The sequence below is a fragment of the Siminovitchia sp. FSL H7-0308 genome (assembly GCF_037980985.1).
Classification (GTDB): domain Bacteria; phylum Bacillota; class Bacilli; order Bacillales; family Bacillaceae_C; genus Siminovitchia; species Siminovitchia thermophila.
The window spans coordinates 714,227-736,951 of sequence record NZ_CP150282.1 but is presented as its reverse complement, the minus strand read 5'-3'; the positions used below and the strand labels follow the sequence as shown (position 1 = coordinate 736,951).

General features: G+C 44.5%; 19 protein-coding genes and 2 pseudogenes. 10 read left to right on the top strand and 11 right to left on the bottom strand.

What is annotated here, in order from left to right:
* The first annotated feature begins 241 nt into the window (after positions 1-241).
* Together MHB50_RS03450 and MHB50_RS03445 are read left to right on the top strand one after the other, a co-directional pair.
* On the top strand, positions 242-1,228 hold the full coding sequence (locus MHB50_RS03450) for a glycosyltransferase (RefSeq protein ID WP_340084864.1): 987 nt from the start codon (positions 242-244) through the stop codon (positions 1,226-1,228).
* A 230-nt stretch (positions 1,229-1,458) separates the two neighbouring features.
* Positions 1,459-1,896 (top strand): annotated as a pseudogene (locus MHB50_RS03445) (NTTRR-F1 domain); the annotation flags it as partial.
* A 1,575-nt stretch (positions 1,897-3,471) separates the two neighbouring features.
* Here the strand turns inward: MHB50_RS03445 and MHB50_RS03440 are convergent.
* Positions 3,472-3,663, bottom strand: a pseudogene (locus MHB50_RS03440) (hypothetical protein); the annotation flags it as partial.
* Positions 3,664-4,645: 982 nt separating this feature from the next.
* Between MHB50_RS03440 and MHB50_RS03435 the strand changes: the two are divergent.
* Complete coding sequence (locus MHB50_RS03435; protein ID WP_340084863.1) at positions 4,646-5,737, top strand: glycosyltransferase family 2 protein; 1,092 nt, start codon at positions 4,646-4,648, stop codon at positions 5,735-5,737.
* A 313-nt stretch (positions 5,738-6,050) separates the two neighbouring features.
* Here the strand turns inward: MHB50_RS03435 and MHB50_RS03430 are convergent, their stop codons facing one another.
* Complete coding sequence (locus MHB50_RS03430) at positions 6,051-6,764, bottom strand: TerC family protein (protein WP_339161983.1); 714 nt, start codon at positions 6,762-6,764, stop codon at positions 6,051-6,053.
* A gap of 156 nt (positions 6,765-6,920) precedes the next feature.
* On the opposite strand from MHB50_RS03430, the gene MHB50_RS03425 reads away from it, so the two are divergent.
* Positions 6,921-7,433, top strand: coding sequence for a DUF3231 family protein (locus tag MHB50_RS03425; protein ID WP_340084862.1), 513 nt, complete (start codon positions 6,921-6,923; stop codon positions 7,431-7,433).
* Between the two features lie 160 nt (positions 7,434-7,593).
* A complete protein-coding gene (locus MHB50_RS03420; protein ID WP_339161981.1) occupies positions 7,594-7,875 on the top strand; it encodes a hypothetical protein in 282 nt (93 codons plus the stop codon).
* Between the two features lie 198 nt (positions 7,876-8,073).
* Here MHB50_RS03420 and MHB50_RS03415 read toward each other — a convergent pair whose 3' ends face one another.
* The 5 genes from MHB50_RS03415 to pruA all read right to left on the bottom strand — a co-directional run bounded on the left by MHB50_RS03415 (position 8,074) and on the right by pruA (position 13,403).
* Positions 8,074-8,337 (bottom strand): hypothetical protein, encoded by a 264-nt coding sequence (locus MHB50_RS03415; RefSeq protein ID WP_340084861.1) that lies wholly within the window; start codon positions 8,335-8,337, stop codon positions 8,074-8,076.
* Between the two features lie 329 nt (positions 8,338-8,666).
* Positions 8,667-9,071: a YugN-like family protein gene (locus MHB50_RS03410; protein WP_340084860.1), complete on the bottom strand. Its 405-nt coding sequence runs from the start codon at positions 9,069-9,071 to the stop codon at positions 8,667-8,669.
* Positions 9,072-9,317: 246 nt separating this feature from the next.
* Complete coding sequence (locus tag MHB50_RS03405) at positions 9,318-10,562, bottom strand: Glu/Leu/Phe/Val dehydrogenase (RefSeq protein WP_339161974.1); 1,245 nt, start codon at positions 10,560-10,562, stop codon at positions 9,318-9,320.
* A gap of 45 nt (positions 10,563-10,607) precedes the next feature.
* Entirely contained in the window at positions 10,608-11,798 is a 1,191-nt protein-coding gene (locus MHB50_RS03400; protein ID WP_339161972.1) for an ornithine--oxo-acid transaminase, read from the bottom strand.
* A gap of 60 nt (positions 11,799-11,858) precedes the next feature.
* Positions 11,859-13,403 (bottom strand): L-glutamate gamma-semialdehyde dehydrogenase, encoded by a 1,545-nt coding sequence (pruA, locus tag MHB50_RS03395; RefSeq protein WP_340084859.1) that lies wholly within the window; start codon positions 13,401-13,403, stop codon positions 11,859-11,861.
* A gap of 145 nt (positions 13,404-13,548) precedes the next feature.
* On the opposite strand from pruA, the gene MHB50_RS03390 reads away from it, so the two are divergent.
* On the top strand, positions 13,549-14,886 hold the full coding sequence (locus tag MHB50_RS03390; protein ID WP_339161969.1) for a sigma 54-interacting transcriptional regulator: 1,338 nt from the start codon (positions 13,549-13,551) through the stop codon (positions 14,884-14,886).
* Positions 14,887-14,909: 23 nt separating this feature from the next.
* Here MHB50_RS03390 and yugI read toward each other — a convergent pair whose 3' ends face one another.
* Entirely contained in the window at positions 14,910-15,302 is a 393-nt protein-coding gene (gene yugI, locus MHB50_RS03385; RefSeq protein WP_077111159.1) for a S1 domain-containing post-transcriptional regulator GSP13, read from the bottom strand.
* Between the two features lie 312 nt (positions 15,303-15,614).
* Between yugI and MHB50_RS03380 the strand changes: the two genes are divergently transcribed.
* Both MHB50_RS03380 and MHB50_RS03375 read left to right on the top strand, forming a co-directional pair.
* Entirely contained in the window at positions 15,615-16,442 is an 828-nt protein-coding gene (locus tag MHB50_RS03380) for an alpha/beta hydrolase (protein WP_339161966.1), read from the top strand.
* A 76-nt stretch (positions 16,443-16,518) separates the two neighbouring features.
* On the top strand, positions 16,519-17,682 hold the full coding sequence (locus MHB50_RS03375; protein ID WP_340084858.1) for a MalY/PatB family protein: 1,164 nt from the start codon (positions 16,519-16,521) through the stop codon (positions 17,680-17,682).
* Positions 17,683-17,725: 43 nt separating this feature from the next.
* Here the strand turns inward: MHB50_RS03375 and MHB50_RS03370 are convergent, their stop codons facing one another.
* The 3 genes from MHB50_RS03370 to MHB50_RS03360 all read right to left on the bottom strand — a co-directional run bounded on the left by MHB50_RS03370 (position 17,726) and on the right by MHB50_RS03360 (position 20,258).
* The gene (locus MHB50_RS03370) at positions 17,726-18,256 is read right to left on the bottom strand and encodes a superoxide dismutase family protein (protein ID WP_340084857.1); all 531 of its coding nucleotides are present in this window, start codon (positions 18,254-18,256) and stop codon (positions 17,726-17,728) included.
* 765 nt (positions 18,257-19,021) lie between these two features.
* Positions 19,022-19,240, bottom strand: a complete 219-nt coding sequence (locus MHB50_RS03365) for a hypothetical protein (RefSeq protein ID WP_083717414.1) — start codon at positions 19,238-19,240, stop codon at positions 19,022-19,024.
* 412 nt (positions 19,241-19,652) lie between these two features.
* Positions 19,653-20,258, bottom strand: a complete 606-nt coding sequence (locus MHB50_RS03360; RefSeq protein ID WP_339161960.1) for a peptidylprolyl isomerase — start codon at positions 20,256-20,258, stop codon at positions 19,653-19,655.
* A 147-nt stretch (positions 20,259-20,405) separates the two neighbouring features.
* Between MHB50_RS03360 and MHB50_RS03355 the strand changes: the two genes are divergently transcribed.
* Positions 20,406-20,816, top strand: coding sequence for a kinase-associated lipoprotein B (locus MHB50_RS03355; protein ID WP_077111155.1), 411 nt, complete (start codon positions 20,406-20,408; stop codon positions 20,814-20,816).
* Positions 20,817-21,447: 631 nt separating this feature from the next.
* Positions 21,448-22,674: an MFS transporter gene (locus tag MHB50_RS03350; RefSeq protein ID WP_139345607.1), complete on the top strand. Its 1,227-nt coding sequence runs from the start codon at positions 21,448-21,450 to the stop codon at positions 22,672-22,674.
* The last annotated feature ends 51 nt before the right edge of the window (positions 22,675-22,725 follow it).

Sequence of the window (22,725 nt, the reverse complement as noted above, 5' to 3'; positions counted from 1 at the left end):
ACACAAAAGATCCAAGTGGGAGAAAACGGCTCCTAAATGCCCGATTGGTTCAACTAACATTCAGTAGGAGGATCGAAGAAAACTCCTGCTGAATGAAGTTTCACTGTATTGTTCGTTTTTTCATCGGCTGATTTTGTTGTGTCCCAGTTTTTTATTTTTAATTATTCACGCCGTCCAAACAAATTCACCTTTTTACCATATATATATATTGACACAAAAAGAATCAAAGGTGATGAGGCGCATGGAAAAAAAACGAAAAATCTTAGTACTTGTGAAACCTTTTTGGTTATACCCGAAACATAAAGTAAAAAAAGATATTTTTGATGCCCTTGAAAAGTACGCTGATGTCTATTATTGGCATCATAATGGCCATATAAAAGACATACTAAAAACATTAAATATGGAACCCGACTTTATCTTCCATTATGATATAGCTTGGTATGATCTCATGGCGCCCAAAATTGAAGGTTTAGCCGATATAGATATTCCCAAAGGTTGCTTTGTTATTGATCTTCACTGGAATCCTGATGAACGAATTCAATATTTTCAAAAAAATGACATAGACCTTATTTTTTCAGCGACTAAGTATCCATTTCTTAGGTCGTTTCCACAATTTAAACATAAGTTCCGCTGGCTCCCTTGGGCGATTAACCCTGCAGTAATGAAAGATTATGGATTGGAAAAAGAAATTGATTTATTGCTTATGGGATTGGTGTATGTTGATAAAAATGCACATGGACGTCATCAGCTGCCCAATACGATACCTTTAAAAGGAAGGTATGAATTCAGGGACGCTGTTTTTTCCAATCTGAAGGATAAACCGGGATTTGTCTATCATCCCCATCCAGGTCATCTAGCTACACAATCCGACCAATTAATTGTAAATAAAAAATATGCCAAAGAGCTGAATCGCTCCAAAATATTCTTCACTTGCGGCGGCCGCTACAAGACAGGCCGGGTAGCCGTTCTTAAGTTCTTTGAGGCGCCCGCTTGTAAAACACTACTTTTGGCGGAGCCGAACAATGACCTCGTAGACTTAGGTTTTATTGATAAAGAAAACTATGTTGCTTGCACGGTTGACAATTTTATGGAAAAGGCAGAGTATTATTTGGCCAATGATGAAGAACGCATGCGGATTACAGAAAACGGTTATCAATTTATTCATAAACACCATACAAATGACGAACGGGCAAAATATTTGCTGAAAGAAATAAATGCCATCTTATAAGGATCTGCTATATAAACTCCATTATTTTCAAATCTGTAGATACCCATATGAACTACAGATTTTTTTGAATTCATTATCTTTTCCTTTCAGCTTTAATCCTTATTCTAATAGGCGGTATCGAGCCAAAACGACAATTTATTAGTTAAATGTGCGTTAACAATAGAGATTTTGCCTGAACAAGCTTCTCTCCAATACATAGTATATTGTGAGTTCATTTTGGATCAATTCAATTGAACTACTTTTTAAAAAAAGGAGGGTATTGCTTGTCAGTCATTAATTTAATAAGAAATGAAGGATTCGAAACTGGAACCTTCGAATTCTGGAATGCTGTCAATGCTACCATTACTTCAACAAATGCTCATAGCGGCGAATTTGCAGCTTCCTTCGATATAGGTTCCCAAACATCCTCCCTTTCGCAAACCGTTCCAATCACACCTAATGAAACCTATTTATTTAAAGTATCATTGGCAACCCAAGGATTTAATAACCAAATCATTTTACGAATTGTATATCTAAATGACAATGATGAAGAAGTTGGGATCGGGTTGGATACAGAAGTTAACTTTGGAAGCATTTTCTCTAGCCCGACTTTTGAAGCTTGGAAAGAAATTTATCACGTTACAGATCCAGCACCTCCTACAGCAACTCAAGCAAGAGTAGAAATTATTAAACCAGGTGTGGTGGGCTCTATTTATAGAGTATTGGTAGATGATGTTAATTTACTGGAATTCGAGGGTCTTCCTGGTTCTCCTGGTTTTCCTGGACCTACTGGACCTGCTGGACCTACAGGAGCCACCGGACCTCAAGGACCTACAGGAACGACAGGGGCCACCGGACCTCAAGGACCTACGGGAACTACGGGGGCCACGGGACCTCAAGGACCTACGGGACTGACGGGAGCTACGGGACCTCAAGGACCTACGGGAACTACGGGAGCCACGGGACCTATCGGACCTGCTGGACCAACAGGAGCTACGGGACCTCAAGGACCTACGGGACCTCAAGGACCTACAGGAACTACAGGAGCCACCGGACCTCAAGGACCTACGGGACTGACGGGAGCCACCGGACCTCAAGGACCTACAGGAACGACAGGGGCCACCGGACCTCAAGGACCTACGGGAACGACAGGGGCCACGGGACCTCAAGGACCTACGGGAACTACGGGAGCTACGGGAGCTACGGGACCTCAAGGACCTACAGGAACGACGGGAGCCACCGGACCTCAAGGACCTACGGGAACTACAGGGGCCACCGGACCTCAAGGACCTACGGGAACTACGGGGGCCACGGGACCTATCGGACCTGCTGGACCAACAGGAGCTACTGGACCTCAAGGACCTACGGGAACGACGGGAGCCACGGGACCGACTGGACCTACGGGAACCACGGGACCGACTGGACCTACGGGAGCTACGGGACCTCAAGGACCTACAGGAACGACAGGAGCCACCGGACCTCAAGGACCTACAGGAACTACAGGGGCCACCGGGACCGACTGGACCTACGGGAACCACGGGACCGACTGGACCTACGGGAGCTACGGGACCTCAAGGACCTACAGGAACGACAGGAGCCACCGGACCTCAAGGACCTACAGGAACTACAGGGGCCACCGGACCTCAAGGACCTACGGGAACTACGGGGGCCACGGGACCTCAAGGACCTACGGGACTGACGGGAGCTACGGGACCTCAAGGACCTACGGGAACTACGGGAGCCACGGGACCTCAAGGACCTGCTGGACCAACAGGAGCTACGGGACCTCAAGGACCTACGGGAACTACGGGGGCCACGGGACCTCAAGGACCTACAGGAACGACAGGGGCCACCGGACCTCAAGGACCTACAGGAACTACAGGAGCCACAGGACCTCAAGGACCTACGGGACTGACGGGAGCCACAGGACCTCAAGGACCTACGGGAACGACTGGGGCGACTGGACCTCAAGGACCTACGGGACTGACGGGAGCTACGGGACCTCAAGGACCTACAGGAACTACGGGAGCCACCGGACCTCAAGGACCTACGGGAACTACGGGAGCTACGGGACCTCAAGGACCTACAGGAACTACGGGAGCTACGGGACCTCAAGGACCTACAGGACCTACAGGAACTACAGGAGCCACCGGACCTCAAGGACCTACGGGAACTACGGGGGCCACGGGACCTCAAGGACCTACGGGAACTACGGGGGCCACGGGACCTCAAGGACCTACGGGAACTACGGGGGCCACGGGACCTCAAGGACCTACGGGACTGACGGGAGCTACGGGACCTCAAGGACCTACGGGAACGACGGGAGCCACTGGATCTCAAGGACCTACGGGAACTACAGGGGCCACGGGACCTCAAGGACCGACTGGACCGACTGGACCGACGGGAGCCACAGGACCTCAAGGACCTACAGGAACTACGGGAACTACGGGAGCTACGGGACCTCAAGGACCTACAGGAACTACGGGAGCTACGGGACCTCAAGGACCTACAGGAACTACGGGAGCCACAGGGCCTCAAGGACCTACAGGAACTACGGGAGCCACCGGACCTCAAGGACCTACGGGAACTACGGGGGCCACGGGACCTCAAGGACCTACGGGAGCCACAGGGCCTCAAGGACCTACGGGAACTACGGGAGCCACGGGACCTATCGGACCTGCTGGACCAACAGGAGCTACGGGACCTCAAGGACCTACGGGAACTACGGGGGCCACGGGACCTCAAGGACCTACGGGAACTACGGGGGCCACGGGACCGACTGGACCTACAGGAACGACGGGAGCTACGGGACCTCAAGGACCTACGGGACTGACAGGGGCCACGGGATCTCAAGGACCTACAGGAACGACAGGAGCCACAGGACCTCAAGGACCTACGGGAACTACGGGAGCCACAGGACCTCAAGGACCTACGGGAACTACGGGAGCCACAGGACCTCAAGGACCTACGGGAGCTACGGGACCTCAAGGACCTACGGGACTGACAGGGGCTACCGGACCTCAAGGACCTACAGGAACTACGGGAGCCACTGGATCTCAAGGACCGACGGGAACGACAGGGGCCACGGGACCTCAAGGACCGACTGGACCGACGGGACCGACGGGGGCCACGGGACCTCAAGGACCTACGGGAACTACGGGGGCGACTGGACCTCAAGGACCTACGGGAGCTACAGGGCCTACCGGACCTCAAGGACCTACAGGAGCCACAGGACCTCAAGGACCGACTGGACCGACGGGACCGACTGGGCCTTAGTGACAAAAACTGAGTTGGGGGGCTCACCAATCATAAAAACATTCATACTTTATTTTAAATAACACCTTTAGCATCAGGCTTCTTCCCCCAATTCCTAAAATGGAAGATACTCAGATACTCATTTGAGTATCTTCTTATTTAAAAATATAGGAGGGAAAAATCATGATAACCATTAGTTTATGTATGATCGTCAAAAATGAAGAAGAAGTACTTGAAAGATGCCTTGATTCGGTTAAGGATTTAGTAGATGAAATTAACATTGTGGATACAGGTTCAACAGATAAAACGGTAGAGATCGCAAAAAAATATACGGACCGTGTATTTTTCTTTGAATGGACAGGAAAATTTAAAGATGCCAGGAATGAATCTTTTAAATATGCAACTAAGGACTATATACTATATCTTGATGCGGACGACGTGCTGATGGAAGAAGATCGGGAAAAATTTAAATTGTTGAAAGAAACTTTGGACCCTGAGGTCGATTCTGTTTCAATGTATTACAATGCGGGAATAGATGAGTACGGCAATGTCACATTACGATACCGAAGAAATCGACTTTTAAAACGAAGCCGTCAGTTTCAATGGCATGGTGATGTTCACAATTACATTGCAGTATGGGGTAATATAATAAATTCCGATATCGCGGTCACCCATTTAAAAAAGAAACACGCCGTTGGCAGGAACCTCTCCATTTACAAAGAAAAAATTGCGAATGGCGATCCGTTTTCACCCCGGGATTATTTTTATTATGGGAATGAATTACGGGAAAATCAATATTATAAAGAAGCGATTGAGAGTTACACTAAGAACATCGAAATGGCTGAAGGTTGGGTAGAAGATAAAATATATGCCTGTATGTTCCGTGCAGATTGCCATCGTGTTTTGGGAAATAACAAGGAAGAATTACGATCATTATTAATGTCTTTATCGTTTTCTAAAATTCCTCGTCCCGAAGTTTGCAGTCGAATTGGTTACCAATTTCAACAACAGAAGGACTATCAATCAGCTATATTTTGGTATGAGCTGGCTACAAATCTGCCTGATGACCCTAACAGATGGAGCTTCACCTATCCTGCCTACTCTACTTGGTATCCACATTTGCAACTTTGTGTATGTTATTATCAATTAAATGATATTGAAAAGTCTTATGAACACAACGAAAAAGCCCGAGAATACCGTCCAACAGATGAGAGAATCTTGAATAATAAAAAATTGCTTGAAAATAAGTTAAAGACGATATCCCAAGAAACATAGAAAAAAACTTCCAATTATTTAGTGATTTGACCTGCACTCTGATTGTAGACACCACCTGCAATTAGAGTGCTATTTTAATAGAAAAATGGTTGCTATATTCAAAATAAGAGTTTAGAAGAATAGGAGCTCTCTTTCTATTCGCCTATTCCACATTCAAGTCTAGCAAACAAGCGGTTAATTGATATTTTTGATAACACTCGCCTCTTAAACATTTTGTGGAAAAACGCCGATAAAAGGCGAACATCCCGGCTGTTTGGTTAACGATATAGACGATCTATAGATGATTTTTTGTCACTTGTTGCAGCATCATTTCTTAATGCTTTTCTTTTCTTTTTACTCGTGATTTTTTGTTCGATATATATCCGGCCAGCAGTATGAAAAAGGTCAATCCGGCTGTAATCATGTACTCTATTGAGTTGTTCGCAATGTTGAAGATATCATGGACATGATCTTCACGCAGGATCATTTCTCCGGCTGTCCAGGCAAGAATCCCTGATCCGGCATAGGCGATCCACGTATATTTCTCCATTGCTTTTACAATAAAAACCGAACCATAAATCATAATCGGAATACTGATTACGACCCCCAGCATTAACATAAATATATGCCCGTCGGCTGCTCCAGCGACAGCCACTACATTGTCCAAGCTCATTACCGCGTCTGCGAGAATAATCGTTCCAATTGCTTTCATCAAACTGTTTGAGGCAGAAATGTTAGCCGTTTCTTCACCACCGACAAGTACTTTAAAAGCAATCCAAAGAAGCAGTAATCCTCCAATTAAATGAACGAATGGTATTTTCAACAGCCAGACAATCAAAATGGCAAATAGAATCCTCAGTGCCACTGCACCTGCTGTTCCCCAAACGATGGCTTTATTGCGCTGTTCTTTCGGCAATTGCCTTGTAGCCATCGCAATGACTACTGCATTGTCGCCGGACAATATAATATCGATTGAAATAATTTTGAGTAATGCGATCATCGCTGCAGAAGAAATAGTGAATCCCAAAGTTGTTGCAGCCGTCTCCATTAAACTTCCTTCTTTCCCTGAACTTTCGTTCCCATATTTTTTGCTTATTCATTATAGCATAGACTTGTCTATATTTATTTTGTCCCCTCTTTGGTATAACTTTTCCCTTTTTACAAAAACTAACACGTGAAAAAACATATTTACAGGAGGAGTTATATGGGCGTTTTAAGTGGCAATCCTAAAAACGAACCGTTGCATTATGGTGAGGTGTTTGCAATTTGGACAGCCTTAATGGGCTGTAAAGTAATGATAGGCGGGTATCAAACACTCCTAAATCATGTAGGAGACAAAGATCTGAAAAGAATTTTAGAAGAAGCTATCGAGTTAGCAAAAACCGATAGCAAGGGGTTGGAGGATGTACTCAAGATAAATGGTATCAACCTTCCACCAGCTCCTCCGGAACGGCCTTTGGCTGATTTGGAAGACATTCCGGCAGGTGCCAAGTTTTACGACCAGGAAATCGCAGCCAAGCTTTCAATTGATATAGTTGCCGGCCTAGTTGCTTGTAGTCAAACAATGGGAATGTGTAATCGAGAAGATATTGCAATGATGTTCGGACAAATGCACATGAGTAAAGCCCAGCTTGGCGCAAAGATATTAAGATTAAACAAAGAAAAAGGGTGGCTTATTCCCCCTCCACTCCATTTATCAGCTCCCGAACAACCATAAAGAAAAGCAAGGTCCTTGGCAGACCTTGCTTTTTTCGTCTTTTCAGAAACTCTCTCTGAACATGTATAGAAAAAATGTGCATCTATCTATTTGTTTGTCCAATCGTTATTCACTCCTGAATAATATCCTATTAATAAAAGTGAAAAAGGAGTGATCAGTGTTGCCTTCTAACCAAAATTCGCTTAATCATCTCAAGGAGCTTTCCGAGAAAATGAAAGCAGATATCTTAAATCCAGCAAAAGGGTCAGCCATTTCTCAACAAAACCTGGATCAACTTTCCAAGGTCCTTGAAAACAACGAAGCATTAAAGCATGTCAAAAGAATATTGGATCCCCTTCAAAACCTGCAAGAAGTAAACTTGGAAGCCGATCTTTCAGAAATATTGGAGCAAACAAAAACAGCAGTAGAACAATCAGTAAATGCTTTGCGAGCATCGAATTAAATCGGCGTTTTCACATAAAAAATGTTCTCTTTCATTAGAGCGATTGTCCAATCAATGTACAAATTTCCTTAATAGACTATTAACAAAGGCATATTTGCCTTTATTAACGAAAAAGGAGTGATATAAGTGTACATCGTGGAAGATTTTGCGCACGAACGTGAAGACTACTCTTGTCGACGCAGACCATTAATCTGGGACTCAGGAGATGTCGTCGAACATCGACACAGCGACGATGATTGGTGCGATTGCGGAGCCCCAGAGCGCAGACATCGCCATAGCGATAATAAAAGAAAACAACGCAAACAAACGCACGATTATTACCTCCACGATTGGGATGACCACATGCATAAACATGATTGCCAGGATTGGGACGATCACATGCATAAACAAGGTCATTGTCACCATGATTGGGATAACCACATGCATTACTTGCATGAAAGGGGTGAGCACATGCATAAACATGACCATTTCTGCTGCGAACGAGAGCAATGCAACGGTTCTGCCTGTGAGCAGCTAAAGGATCTTGCCAGAAATACTCCCATTTTATTCTCTACTGGTGATGCGCCGCAACTCTTAAGTGCACTGTTTATTAGCTATGATAGTGAAACTTGCTACGTGACACTACGTATCGGTACAGCAGATGCATATGTAGACTGCCGGGATATTAAAGTCCTCATCATTGCCTAGTCAATGAAGAATATCTAAAGGGCTGTCCATGTTCTTTCGTGGCAGCCTTCTCACTCTAATCTTCCGAAGGTGATAATAGTAATTTTTGAACAACAATATCTGTATCATTTAGAAAGAATGGACTCGAGTTGCTTGACAAGTTTTTTTCCTTGGATGATATATTTTTCATCAACCGAGCCATCCGGATCTTCAGGTTCTTGAAATTGATTTAGTGTAGCGGTCATATTGCCCACATCTACATGGTCGTCCAATCCGCGTTGGTAAACATGATTGAGGACAAACGGCTTTCCCATCTCAACTACTGTTCCTCTGCTGTCAAGTTCGCCTTCCACTGCGGTAAAAGGAATGCGCAAAAATTGATAGCCGCCATCATCAGCCATTTTATAATCGAAACAGCCTCTGTCATAGTCCCAGTTTCCGCCAATTGTATATCCGCGCGGTTTTAGCAACTGCTCCAGGTGGTGCAAATTAAAGCGCCTGCCTTCTATTGTTGAGTCGATTTGAATCATACTGCTACTCCCTCCGTTATTTTTCTTATTATTCCTCCTTAACGGGGGAGTTATGCTTTTTATTTTCAAATAAAAGAAGACCACCTTTTTGGCAGTCTTCTCTTAATTATCCCGCATTAACTGGCAGTAAGCCCATTTGCTTAGAAATCTAAATGTAAGGTAGAAAGTGCTGGGTCAACTGCCAGTAAATGCCCGATTGGTTCTACTAACATTTAGCGAAAAAAACTCGCTGAATGAAGTTTCACTTTATACCCAGCCTCTGAAACGGGACGCTTCAGCGACATTGCGAAGGCCCAGCATATATGCGGCAAGGCGCATATTGACTCTTCTACTTTGCGATAGATTATATACATTATTAAAGGCGTCTACCAGTTTGGCTGTTAATTTTTCATTGACTTCTTCTTCGGGCCAATAATAGCCTTGGTTATTTTGCACCCATTCAAAGTAGGAAACGGTCACTCCACCGGCACTCGCAAGTACGTCAGGCACAAGGAGAATTCCCCGTTCGGTCAAAATCTTCGTCGCTTCGTCTGTTGTCGGTCCATTGGCAGCTTCTACAACGATGGATGCTTTAATATTCGGAGCATTTTCCCCAGTAATTTGGTTCGATACAGCTGCTGGAACGATGATGTCGCAGTCTAATTCAAACAGCTCTTTGTTCGTAATGGTATTTTCAAAAAGGGTCGTAACCGTTCCAAAACTGTCCCGGCGGTCAAGCAAATAATCAATATCAAGTCCGTCCGGATCATGAAGAGCGCCATAAGCATCAGATATACCGACAATTTTTGCACCCGCATCATACAGGAATTTCGACAGGAAGCTCCCCGCATTGCCAAATCCTTGTATAACAATTCTCGCATCTTTTAAATCAATCCCGCGCTTTTTGGCAGCTTCTTCTATACAAATAGTTACTCCTTGAGCAGTGGCTTTTTCTCTTCCTTGGGAACCGCCAAGAACAATCGGTTTACCCGTGATGAACCCTGGAGAATCGTTTTCACGGAGACGGCTGTACTCATCCATCATCCAAGCCATGATTTGGGAGTTCGTATATACGTCTGGTGCCGGAATGTCTTTTGTAGGGCCGACAATTTGGCTGATGGCCCTTACATATTCGCGGCTGAGACGTTCGATTTCACCCATAGACATCGTACGAGGATCACAAACAATCCCGCCTTTTCCACCGCCGTACGGCAAGTTGACGATCCCGCATTTGATGGTCATCCATAGAGACATCGCTTTGACTTCTTCTTCCGTCACATCAGGATGATAGCGAACCCCTCCTTTGGTAGGGCCGACGGAATCATTGTGCTGGGCACGATATCCGGTGAAAACTTTGACGGAACCATCGTCCATTTTAACCGGGATTCTTACGGTCAACATTCGAATCGGTTCTTTTAACAGTTCATACATTTCCTCCCCAAATCCAAGCTTGTTCAGGCTATGTTTAATAACCTTTTGAGTTGATGTAAATAAGTTAAGATTCTCTGCCATCGTTTTTTTTCGCCTCTTTATATTGTGATCAAAAACATTATACCATTATGATAGCACTTTTTTAATACGTGTGAGCGCCCAATCCAAATCTTCTTTCGTTATGACAAGTGGCGGAGCAAAGCGGATTACATTATCGTGTGTCTCTTTACAAAGCAGTCCCTGTTCCTTAAGCGATTCACAATATTTACGTGCTTCCTCATGCAATTCTACGCCAATAAATAAACCTTTTCCCCTGACCTCCTTGATCATTGGGTTTTCAATCTCTTTCAATTTTGACATAAAATACTCCCCAAGTTCAAGTGAACGCGCCGCAAGATTTTCATCTTCCAATACTTCCAGAGCTTTGATTGATACGGCACAGGCCAATGGGTTTCCGCCAAACGTGGATCCGTGTGAACCAGGATTGAATACGCCCAAAATGTCTTGGTCGGCACACACACAAGAGATTGGGAATACCCCGCCGCCTAATGCTTTTCCTAAAATAAACATGTCGGGTTCCACGTTCTCCCAGTCGCAAGCAAACATTTTACCCGAGCGGCAGAGCCCCGCTTGAATTTCATCGGCTATAAAGAGGACGTTGTTTTCTTTACATACTTGCCGAGCAGCTTTCAAAAATCCTTCAGGAGGGAGGATAACACCGGCTTCTCCTTGAATTGGTTCAATTAAAAATGCCGCTGTATTCGGTGTAATGGCTTCCTTTAAGGCCTCCAAATCCCCATATGGAACAAGCTTGATTCCAGGGAGCAGCGGACCAAACCCGCGTTGGTATTCCTTTTCAGAAGAAAGTGAAACGGCAGCCATTGTACGTCCGTGGAAATTGCCTTCACACGCAATAATTTCCGCTTTGTCATTGGCAACTCCTTTTACATCGTATGCCCAGCGGCGAGCTGCTTTAATTGCTGTTTCAACAGCTTCAGCGCCCGTGTTCATCGGAAGAGCCATTTCCTTATTGGTCAATTTCGTAACCTTTTCATACCAAGGTCCAAGCTGATCATTGTGAAAAGCTCTTGAAGTTAGCGTTACTTTATCGGCCTGTTCTTTCAACGCCTGGATAATTTTCGGGTGGCGATGACCTTGATTTACTGCTGAATAAGCGCTTAGCATATCCATGTAACGGTTGCCTTCCGGATCTTGGACCCATACACCTTCGGCTTCTGATATAACAATGGGAAGCGGGTGATAGTTGCGGGCACCAAATTTTTCGGTTTGTTCAATAATTTGAGCAGAATTGGACATTCGTATGTTCCCCCTTATATTTTCACATGAAGACCCTCAAAGAAGAGGGCCTTCCATTTCTTACAGCATTTCAGACGTTGTTTTCGCCTGCATGTGAAGCAACAAGTAATCCGGGCCACCCGCTTTTGAGTCGGTTCCCGACATGTTGAAACCGCCAAAAGGCTGGTAACCGACAATGGCTCCCGTACAGCCGCGGTTGAAGTACAAGTTGCCCACATGGAAATCTTCCCGCGCCTGCTCCAAGTGCGCGCGGTTGTTGGAAATAACGGCTCCTGTCAAGCCATATTCCGTATTATTGGCGATTTCCAGAGCATGATTGAAGTCTTTCGCTTTGGCAAAAGCCACGACCGGTCCGAAGATTTCTTCTTGCATGAGGCGCGCTTTCGGATCAAGCCCTGCAAAAATCGTCGGTTGGATGAAATATCCTTTCGAGTCGTCTCCTTCACCGCCAGCCATTAATTCGCCTTCTGTTTTCCCGATCTCAATGTATTTCATGATTTTATCAAATGCGTTTTGATCGTTCACCGGCCCCATGAAGTTGTCCGGATTCATCGGGTCGCCGACTGTCAATTCTTTCGTAAGCGCCACTGCCCGTTCGAGCACTTGGTCATATACGTCTTCGACGATGACGGCTCGGGAGCAAGCAGAACACTTCTGTCCGGAAAAGCCGAATGCCGATTGGACGATGGATTGAGCAGCCAGTTCAAGGTCCGCTTCTTTATCGACCACGATCGTGTCTTTTCCACCCATCTCGGCGATAACACGTTTCAACCAGATTTGTCCTTCGTTCACGATAGCCGCGCGCTCATAAATTCGCGTTCCGACTTCTCTTGAGCCTGTAAAGCTGATAAAGCGTGTTTTCGGATGGTCGACGAGATAGTCGCCGACTTCCGCGCCGCTTCCCGGAATGTAGTTGACAACGCCTTTTGGCAGGCCTGCTTCTTCCAGCACTTCCACAAATTTGGCAGCAACAACAGGTGTTGTGGAAGCCGGTTTCAAAAGAACCGTATTTCCGCTCACGACGGCAGCAACGGTTGTCCCCGCCATAATCGCAAACGCAAAGTTCCATGGAGAAATAACGACGCCGACGCCAAGCGGGATATAATCATAGCGGTTATATTCCCCCGGACGGCTTTGCACTTTTTTGCCGTCTTTGAGCTCCAGCATTTGCCGGCCGTAGTATTCCAAGAAATCAATGCCTTCTGCCGTATCGGCATCGGCTTCTTTCCACGGCTTTCCGGCTTCTTTCATAAGCAAGGCGGAAAATTCATGCTTCCGGCGGCGGACAATGGCCGCGGCTTTAAAAAGAACGTCTGCTCTGACTTCCGGCTTTACTTTTTTCCACGACTCAAAGGCTTCCAGCGCACTGTTCATGGCGCGCTCCGCCAATTCCCGGTTCGCTTTGGATACGCGGCCGACAACTTCCACTTTGTTCGCGGGGTTAACCGAAGTGATTTTCTCTTCCGTTTCAATCCGTTCACCGCCGATGATTAATGGATAATCCTGGCCAAGATAGCTTTCTACAAGCTCCATTCCCGCTTGAAACGCTTTCTTGTTTTCCTCTTTTGAAAAATCCGTGAATGGTTCATGTTTGTATTCAATCATTTCATATCCTCCCTTGTTATTATTTTTCCTTTCACAACAACTTATTAAATGCAAAAAAAATTTGCATTAATAAGTTGTATCTGTATATAATAATGCAAAATAATTCAACAAAATTCAAGTATTTTTTTAAAGGGGAATCTTGAAGATGGATCAAAAGATGCTTTTACATTTATATAACGCTGTTCTGGAAAACATCGATGCGGGCGTACATGCTGTTGATCTTGAAGGAAAAACGATCATTTATAATCGAAAAATGAGAGAAATCGAAGGAATGGAATTGGAAGACTTATTGGATAAAAACATTATGGATGTTTTTCAATTTTATGATGAGGAAAGTACTCTTTTAAAAGTGTTGCGGACAAAAAAGCCCGAATGCAACAGGCGGCAAAAATACATCAATATAAAAGGGGAAGAAATTAATACGATCAACGACTCTCACCCAGTGTTCCACAACGGGGAAATCATTGGCGCAATTGAAATAGCAAAGGATGTAACGAGACTGGAGCAGGTTGTGCAAAACCATCTGCAAAGAGACATACAGATCGGTTGTGCATTTTTAGACCTTGCAGGAGAGCATCCCGAGTTTGTCAGTGCGGTACATCAAGCAAAAAAAATGGCCGGCGCAACCTTCCCCGTCCTGATCAGTGGAGAAGCTGGCACCGGTAAAGAAACATTTGCCCACTGCATACATCATGACAGCGAAGTATCCGGAAAACCCTTTTATCTATTAAGTTGCATCTCCTATGAAAACAGGCAATTGGAAGAAATGTTGTTTGGCATGCGTGATGGCGGGATATTGAACGATCCGAACATTGGAACCATTTTTTTTGATGAGCTGACAGCATTGTCTATCCCGCTTCAGCAAAGGCTCCTTCATATCATCCGTGATAGAAAACAATCATCAGAAAAAGCCTTGCCGCGCCTGATTTTTGCAACATGCCTCGATCCAATAGACGCGGCAGCAGATGGTAAACTAATGAAAAACCTTTATTACGAACTGGCAGGTGCCGCCATTTTCATCCCGGCGTTAAAAAGCAGGTTGGAAGACGTGCCGCTCTTGGCTCATCAATTTCTAAACGAATATAATGAGCTGCTTGGCGCTTCTGTACAATCCATTTCAAACGGAGTCTTTGAGCTTTTTTCTCAGTATGAATGGCCCGGGAATGTGCGAGAGTTAAAATATGTTATTGAATCGGCAATTAAAAATGCGGATGATGCAAAACAATTAGCCGTAAGCCATCTGCCATCCTTATTTCGGAAAAAAACGTTTGAAAAGGCGGATGCACTTCTCGTTCAAAGAGGGAAGGACATAAAACCGTTTGATGAGTATATGACAGAAGCGGAAGTTTACTACTTGCAAAAAGCTTTAAAGTTACACGATCATAATATTACAAAAACGGCTGAATCATTAAAAATGAGCAGGCAAAACTTGCAATACCGAATTCGGAAACTCGGCCTGCTTGATAAAAAGAAGAAAAGCTGATTCAGCTTGGAATCAGCTTTTGCTTACTTTTTAATCAAATCCTCCCTTTCGGACTTTTCTATCCACTCTTTCAATTTGGCTTTTAACGTATTAAAGCCTTCCTCGCCTGCATGATCCAGCTGGATACTTCCTTGCCGCCTGCGGGCTTTTGTTTGTTTTTGTGGAGCGTTTTCTTTTTCAAGCGCACGGATGGAAAGGCTGACTTTTCCTTTTTCCTCATCGATTTGCAGCACTTTTACCTTTACTTCGTCACCGATATGCAAAACGTCATGGATATCCTTTACAAATCCGTGTTTAATTTCGGAAATGTGAACGAGACCCTGGGTTTCATCATCAAGCGCGACAAAGGCCCCGTACGGCTTGATACCCGTTACTTTTCCCGTCAGTATGTCGCCTTGCTTGTATTGAGTTGCCATGGAAACACTCCTAAATATAATTGAATTTTATCCTTTGATTAACGCAATAAAGAATAATAACATGAAACACGACTGAAATCAATCGGCTGTTTTGGGGAATATGGTCCTCCGACCCAAGTGGAAAAGCGATGCCGCTGTTTTACAAAAAAAATAAAATCGAAGTTTTAAAAGCCATATTTTCGGTAATACTTTTATTGTAAGACATTCCAGTATTCCCCCTTTTTTGATTTTCGTGGCCTGTGTACAGGTCACGGATTTTTTTATTGACAAGGCAATGAATGTTTGATTTAAGCTTAAAAAGGAGGGATGTCCGTGGGTACCAACTTAATTGGAAAAACGGCGGAAATAAACGGATTCCGCATTTATTATGAGGAAAGCGAAAACATGGAACAAAGGCAAACACTTGTCATGCTCCACGGTTTTTTGTCCTCTTCATTCAGCTTTAGAAAGCTTATACCTTATTTAACGAACGATTATCACGTCATTTGCGTCGACATGCCCCCATTTGGCAAAAGCGACAAATCTAAAAAATACTTCTACTCTTACAAAAATATTGCTGAAACCGTGCTACAGCTGACAGACACTCTCGGAATCAGAACTTTTTCTCTTACCGGGCATTCCATGGGAGGGCAAATTGCCTTGAACATGATGCTCCATCATCCCGAGAAAATTAAAAAAGCGATACTGTTGGCCAGTTCCAGCTACTATAAACGAGCCAAGAAACACCATGTGCTGGCATCTTACCTTCCATTCTTTTCGCAATTCGTAAAACATTATTTAGGTAGAACCGGCGTTATTGGAAATTTAAAAAATGTTGTATATGACCAGTCTTTAATTGACGGCACAATGATTCAGGGATATGCGGAACAGTTTGAGGATTCGCGAATATTTTCCGCACTCGCGCGAATGATTCGGCACAGAGAAGGAGACCTTCCCGAAGAGTGTTTGCGAAAAATCCAAACGCCCTGCCTTCTGATTTGGGGGGAGCACGACCGGATCGTTCCGCTTCAAATTGGGGAAAGACTTGTACAAGATTTGCCGAACAGCCAACTCGTTGTGCTAAAAAACACCGGTCATCTACTTCCGGAAGAGAAGCCCCAGAAAGTATACGAACAAATCCGCAAATTTTTAAATACCTAACAATTTTTTCTCGCAATGAATTATAATGGGGGCTACAAGGAATCTGGATACTGTGATAAGGGGAGGCAATACTGGTATGGTTGATTTTGACAAATACATAAACCGCAAAAATACCCAGGCGCTGAAATGGGACGGGTTGAAAGAAGTCTTTGGAAAAGAAGATTTACTCCCGATGTGGGTAGCAGACATGGATTTTACCCCGCCCATGGCTGTGTTGCAAGCATTGGAAAAAAGAGTCGAACATGGGGTTTTCGGATACACCATTGCTATTGACAGTACGTATGAGGCAATCATCGATTGGTTAAAACACCAGCATGGATGGGACGTTTCTTCAGAATGTATTTTATTCAGTCCCGGTGTTATTCCATCTTTACGCATGGCGATTCAAACATTTACGGAACCGGGAGACAAAGTGCTGTTACAATCCCCTGTTTACACCCCTTTTTTTCATACAATTGAAAGAAACGAGCGGATCGTGTGCAACTCGCAGTTGTTATTGAAAAATAACCGCTATGAAATTGACTTTGCCGACTTCGAAGAAAAGTTAAAAGCCGGAGTGAAGCTATTCTTGCTCAGTAGCCCGCATAATCCTGCCGGCAGGGTGTGGACTAGGGATGAGCTTTCTGAAATGGCCAGCCTGTGCCGTAAATATGGTGTGGTGATTGCGGCAGATGAAATACATGCCGATCTCGTAGCTCCACCATATAAACATGTCCCACTTGCGACATTGGACAATTCGATAGCGGATATGACCCTGACTTTCATGGCTCCATCGAAGACATTCAACCTGGCTGGATTACAGGCTTCATTCATGGTAATTCCGAACCCTGACTTAAGAAAAAAAATGGCGGCCGCCCAAGCCAAAGATGGCTTCTCCTTTCTCAACACATTCGGGCAAATTGCGATGGAAGCTGCTTATACCCATGGAAAAAGCTGGCTGGATGACGCGATGAACTATATTCGCGGCAATATCGAAGTTGTGAAAGAGGAAGTGGCGAAGAATCTGCCAGAACTGTCCGTGATTGAGCCGGAGGGAACGTATTTGGTTTGGATCGACTGCAGAAAAATGGGATTACCAGATGCGGAATTGAAAAAGCGCCTTTTGGAAAAAGGCAAGCTTGCTTTGAACTTTGGAGACGGATACGGACCCGGCGGAGAAGGATTTGTGCGCATGAACGTCGCCTGCCCGAGAGACATAGTTAAGGAAGGCATGAACCGATTAAGATTAGCCCTTACATAAGGGCTCTGTCTAGAGAGAACGTAAAAACAACTCGTTCTCTCTTTTATTTTGCCGGCTTTCGGTCTTTCGTAATTTCCCCACAAGCAATCCTTGCCCCTGAATCTCCTGCCGGTTGTGACATTCCGTCGTCAGCTTTTTCATGGATAACAAGTGACGTTCCCTTATTTGTATACAGAGAGATCTTGCTTTCCTTAAAGGTAATCCCTGTTGCCGTTATCTTGACCTTGGCCTTTCCGTCTTCATCGACGGTAATATTAGGCAAATCCCCTGCATGCGGGCCCTTCGCATTTAATAACCCGTGTTCTTTTTTATCTGGATTGAAATGATTGCCTGCCGAAATGAAATCAGGCGGCTCGCATTTGCCGCGATCGTGAATATGCATCGCAAGCTCACCTGGAGGCAAGCCCTGTAAATCCCCTTTTAAATGCATGCCATCTGCTTTTTCTTCAATAGTAATTTTTCCCAGTGAATCGCCATCCGGGTTTTTCACGTCTACATCAAATTTCGTAGGAGGATTCCCCGTACAACCGACAAGAAATAAAACGGTCACAATCCCGAGCTTTTGAATATTCATCCCATCCCCGCTCCTTTCTTATCCCATTGTAACCATGAAATTGCGGGTTTATTCCAGACGCTAGCGAGAGGATGTGAGTGCGCATTGAATACTCATTTCATACTAACGGTAAAGTGGACTCCGTCTTGATCTCCGGCAAGCATCGCACCAAATGGAAGACCGTAATAGAATGCCATGCAATTTTGCCTCAAGATGAACATAGCATCATGACTTCCCAGCTAGTCCGGCAAACAGACACCGGCCTCATACTCACTCTTTCCTGCGGGCAATACTTTACTCCCTTTAGCACGATGGTGGTGGCGCAAGAATAGAAAGCTTTAATAGAGGTCGTTTTTCATTAGGGCAATAATGCTTTTTCCTTTTATGACAATGGCGACACTAGAATGGAAAGTTTTAATAGAGCTCATTTGGCTTTAGTTTAGGGCAATATTGCTTTTTCCTTTTATGACAATGGCGACACTAGAATGGAAAATTTTAGTAGAGCTCGTTTTGCTTTGAGCAATATTTCTCTTTCCTTTATGACAATGGCAACACTAGAATGGAAAAGTTTTAATAGAGCTCGTTTTGCTTTAGGGCAATAATGCTTTTTCCTTTTGGACAGCGGTGGCCACTAGGACGAAACCTTTAAAAAGCTCATGCTTTTCTGCTGGCAACTTTACTGAAAAAGCTTCTTGTCCGTCGCATCCTCTGCACCGGCACACCCTTGATTTTGTCGGAATATTATAAATTTTCCCCCTAAATAAAAAGCACCCTTACAAAGGTGCCTTAAACGTGCTTGCTGTTTCGTTCCCGATTAATGCGTTCTTCAATTTCTTTCGTTTTAAGCTCCTGCTTTTTAGAAACCCTTTTAATAAATATAAAAGTCAGGACACATGCGGCTCCAAAGATTGCCATTGAAATTGCTGCCGGAATATACTCTGACTTATCTTCCGGAAAATATAAAAATGGCATATATATCATAAAAGAATCTACGATCGATAACATGAGAGACGCATCCTTTCCTCATTGGATATACATCCATTATAGCAAGTTTCCACAAGCCGTTCCAATGCCGAAATAGTGACGATTATGAATACCATTGTGAAAAACGGACCGTCATCAATGTTACATTTATTTGTACGCATGCATATCGTTCAGCTGAAGGGATTTCCTGGCTATACGCGGGTATTTTCGGCTATGCGCGGGTATTTCCGGCTATACGCGGGTATTTCCGGCTATACGCGGGTATTTCCGGCTATACGCGGGTATTTTCGCCTATACGCGGGTATTTCATTCGGCCTGAGCTACATGACCCAAGCCTTCCTCCATCATTTCGTTAATACATAGGAAGAGCGATGCTCGCCCATAAAAACGGGGTCGAGAGCATCGCTCCGATTAAAAAGCCGTGGCTTTTCTCTTATTCCTTAATAATATCAATGCTTTCGATCGTAATGTCTTCTACTGGCTTGTCCGCCATACCGGTTTCAGCATTGGCAATTTTATCGACAACTTCCATGCCCTCAATTACTTGTCCAAACACTGTATGCCTAAAGTCCAGGTGCGGTGTTCCACCTGACTCCATATACGCCTCCACAATCTCTTTCGGAAAGCCGGCATTTTCCATCTGCCCTTTCATTCCGGCATCCATATGACTGTTTTGAACGATGAAAAACTGGCTACCGTTCGTATTGGGACCGGCATTGGCCATGGAAAGTGCCCCGCGCAAATGAAACAGTTCACGCGAAAATTCGTCTTCAAAAGGGGCTCCGTAAATGCTTTCGCCACCCATGCCTGTTCCGGTCGGGTCCCCGCCTTGCACCATAAAGTCTTTGATTACGCGGTGAAAAATAATCCCGTTATAATAATTATTTTTGCTATGTGTCATAAAATTTTCGACCGTTTTCGGAGCGTGTTCGGGAAATAATTTCAATTTTATAGCTCCTAAAGACGTATTCATTTGAACAATTTTTTCGTTTTCCACTGTTTCAGCTGATAGCTGCGGGTACATTGTCTGTTCTCCCATATTCTGCATCTCCTTGTCTGTTCAGGATTCATTATTTTCAAACGAAGATAAACCTCAAAACATACTTTACAGTAATCTCTATAAAAAATCATCCTTCTTTCATTTTTCTGCATTCTCATCCATAATGATGGTTAAGAGGTGATTACTATGGAAATCGGTCAAATTGTAAAGGCATTCAAGAAAACAGGTACTTATATCGGTGAGATTACGGCTATCAATCCCGACACTTATACTGTCCGCATCATGGCAGTTTTAAAACATCCGATACAGGGAGACCTTCATAACCCGAGGCAGGCAGACGTTCCTTTCTTTCCCGGTAGAAAAGCGCTCGCCTACCGCGAACAGACAAATGTTCCCGCCAATATGGTCCGTCCTTTTGAAGGCCCTGTCCCAAACTACAAAAAAAGTTTACTCGAATCCGTCCAGAAACTATATGATGAACTTTCCGCAAAACCAGAGGACCCATACTGCTCCCGGAGCCTGGAAATGTTGTATGAATCAATGAAAGACTATGAACTGATGTATTCCATTGAATTTCCGGCTCTTCGAAAAAGCTGAATCATGCAAGGGTTCGGCTTTTTCACGTTTTCCAAAAACAGGCTTTTCATCGAAAACACAATGTGATTGAAAGAACAGGATCAAGAACACTTGTCGGCATATCACTTCATGAATAAAGCTTCCAGTTCCCAAAGTGCGGAGCTTGGCTCCCCACCGCCAAACATGAAGCACTGAGACAGACGAAACAACAGAATCAAGAACGATTCGCTAGGAATCTTCCCTTCACCCGGACAATGCCGATGTTTGGACTCCCCGCCATCAAGATTATTAGAGCGCCTTCAGTTACAAGGTGTCACCGCTTAACACCGTCGCCGGCAAGAACTCTTGTGGCCGCCAGCTCCACCGGACAAACTATAAATAAGGAAGGAACGGATGTGGCATTGTAGGAGACTTGAGTCATAACTTCAACGCCTTAATTGAGAGGAAGAATTTCTCCTCTCCCGTACAACTTTTTTCGAAGTTAGGGATTGTTCAATACGTCACTAATGCAAAGATACTGCGTTGGCTGAAAAGCTGCACCCACACTGTTTGGTCTTGCGCCATGGGACAGTGCCAATCAATTGAAAAGTAAGTGTTTTCGTATATAATAATATTTAGGATAGCGAAACAAAAATTTAAGAAGGTGTTTTTTATCGATTATGAAAAACGGAATTTATTGATCATGGTGGTTTGCAACTTTCTTGTGGCCGCCAGCATGACAATGGTTCTGCCTTTCATTTCCTTGTATATCAGTACTTTTGGACACTTTAGTGATGAATATATACAGCGCTGGGCGGGCTTTATCTTTGGAGTAACTTTCGTAACTGCCTTTCTGATGTCTCCCGTTTGGGGACGAATTGGTGATAAGTACGGCTTTAAGCCGATTCTTGTGATGAATGGTTTAGGTATAGCGACGAGCATTTTCTTGATGGGGTTCATGGATCACGTACATGGGCTTTTTTTGTTGCGATTGATCATGGGAATTGTCACGGGCTTTATCCCAACTTCTACCGCACTTATTTCTAAACAAACCTCTAAGAAAGAAGTTGGAAAAGTCCTCGGAACGCTTCAAATGGGAACCGTGTCGGGCACATTGTTTGGACCTGTCATCGGAGGGCTCATGGCCGATTCATTCGGTTTCCAATATACGTTTGTCATTACTTCTGTTTCCATTGTTATTGCAACGATTGTTGTCATCCTTGGCATCGTTGAAAAGCCACTGGCCCCTGGTGAAAAAAAGAAAACCCAGCCGTCAAGAATAGACGTCATGCGAATGATTATATCTCGGCGCATGCTCCTTAGCGTCATGGCAATTGCTTTTATCATTCAAGTAGGTCTGTTCAGCATTCAGCCGCTCCTTGCCTTATATGTCAGTGAATTGACCACCGGAAGTAACCTTGCTTTTCTTTCGGGCCTCGCTTTTTCTGCAACAGGGTTTGGAAACCTGCTTCTTACCAGAAAGTGGGGCGACCTGGGGGATCGTATCGGGCATGACAAAGTGTTAATGATTCTGCTGGTGCTCGCTGCCATATTGATTGTGCCGCAAGCGCTTGTAACGGCTCTTTGGCAACTTGTCTTTCTCCGTTTCCTGTTTGGCATGGCAGTCGGGGGAATGCTGCCGTGTATTACCGCCCATATCAGGATGGAATCTCCTCTTGAACTGCAAGGTGAAATTCTTGGCTACAACCAAAGCTTCCGCTTTCTTGGCAATGTAGCAGGTCCTCTTCTCGGTGGTATTATTTCAGCTCAATTTGACATTTCAACCGTGTTTTACGTCACGGGGAGCCTGTTCCTCTTTGGTTTTGCGATGCTATGGTGGAGTATGAAACAAAAAGAATCACGATTTAAAGAAATGTTGGATAGTACGCATTCAAAATGAAGTGAAAATCCGGAGTAGCTCCGGATTTTTTCCTTTTTTATTTGTGAACAT

What these genes read in the sequence shown, in the direction of transcription:
- MHB50_RS03450 (WP_340084864.1), top strand. Translation starts at nt 242, where the DNA reads ATGGAAAAAAAACGAAAAATCTTAGTACTTGTGAAACCTTTTTGGTTA.
- MHB50_RS03435 (WP_340084863.1), top strand. Translation starts at nt 4,646, where the DNA reads ATGATAACCATTAGTTTATGTATGATCGTCAAAAATGAAGAAGAAGTA.
- MHB50_RS03430 (WP_339161983.1), bottom strand. Translation starts at nt 6,764, where the DNA reads ATGGAGACGGCTGCAACAACTTTGGGATTCACTATTTCTTCTGCAGCG.
- MHB50_RS03425 (WP_340084862.1), top strand. Translation starts at nt 6,921, where the DNA reads ATGGGCGTTTTAAGTGGCAATCCTAAAAACGAACCGTTGCATTATGGT.
- MHB50_RS03415 (WP_340084861.1), bottom strand. Translation starts at nt 8,337, where the DNA reads ATGTTTATGCATGTGCTCACCCCTTTCATGCAAGTAATGCATGTGGTT.
- MHB50_RS03410 (WP_340084860.1), bottom strand. Translation starts at nt 9,071, where the DNA reads ATGATTCAAATCGACTCAACAATAGAAGGCAGGCGCTTTAATTTGCAC.
- MHB50_RS03405 (WP_339161974.1), bottom strand. Translation starts at nt 10,562, where the DNA reads ATGGCAGAGAATCTTAACTTATTTACATCAACTCAAAAGGTTATTAAA.
- MHB50_RS03400 (WP_339161972.1), bottom strand. Translation starts at nt 11,798, where the DNA reads ATGTCCAATTCTGCTCAAATTATTGAACAAACCGAAAAATTTGGTGCC.
- pruA (WP_340084859.1), bottom strand. Translation starts at nt 13,403, where the DNA reads ATGATTGAATACAAACATGAACCATTCACGGATTTTTCAAAAGAGGAA.
- MHB50_RS03390 (WP_339161969.1), top strand. Translation starts at nt 13,549, where the DNA reads ATGGATCAAAAGATGCTTTTACATTTATATAACGCTGTTCTGGAAAAC.
- yugI (WP_077111159.1), bottom strand. Translation starts at nt 15,302, where the DNA reads ATGGCAACTCAATACAAGCAAGGCGACATACTGACGGGAAAAGTAACG.
- MHB50_RS03375 (WP_340084858.1), top strand. Translation starts at nt 16,519, where the DNA reads ATGGTTGATTTTGACAAATACATAAACCGCAAAAATACCCAGGCGCTG.
- MHB50_RS03370 (WP_340084857.1), bottom strand. Translation starts at nt 18,256, where the DNA reads ATGAATATTCAAAAGCTCGGGATTGTGACCGTTTTATTTCTTGTCGGT.
- MHB50_RS03365 (WP_083717414.1), bottom strand. Translation starts at nt 19,240, where the DNA reads ATGTTATCGATCGTAGATTCTTTTATGATATATATGCCATTTTTATAT.
- MHB50_RS03360 (WP_339161960.1), bottom strand. Translation starts at nt 20,258, where the DNA reads ATGGGAGAACAGACAATGTACCCGCAGCTATCAGCTGAAACAGTGGAA.
- MHB50_RS03355 (WP_077111155.1), top strand. Translation starts at nt 20,406, where the DNA reads ATGGAAATCGGTCAAATTGTAAAGGCATTCAAGAAAACAGGTACTTAT.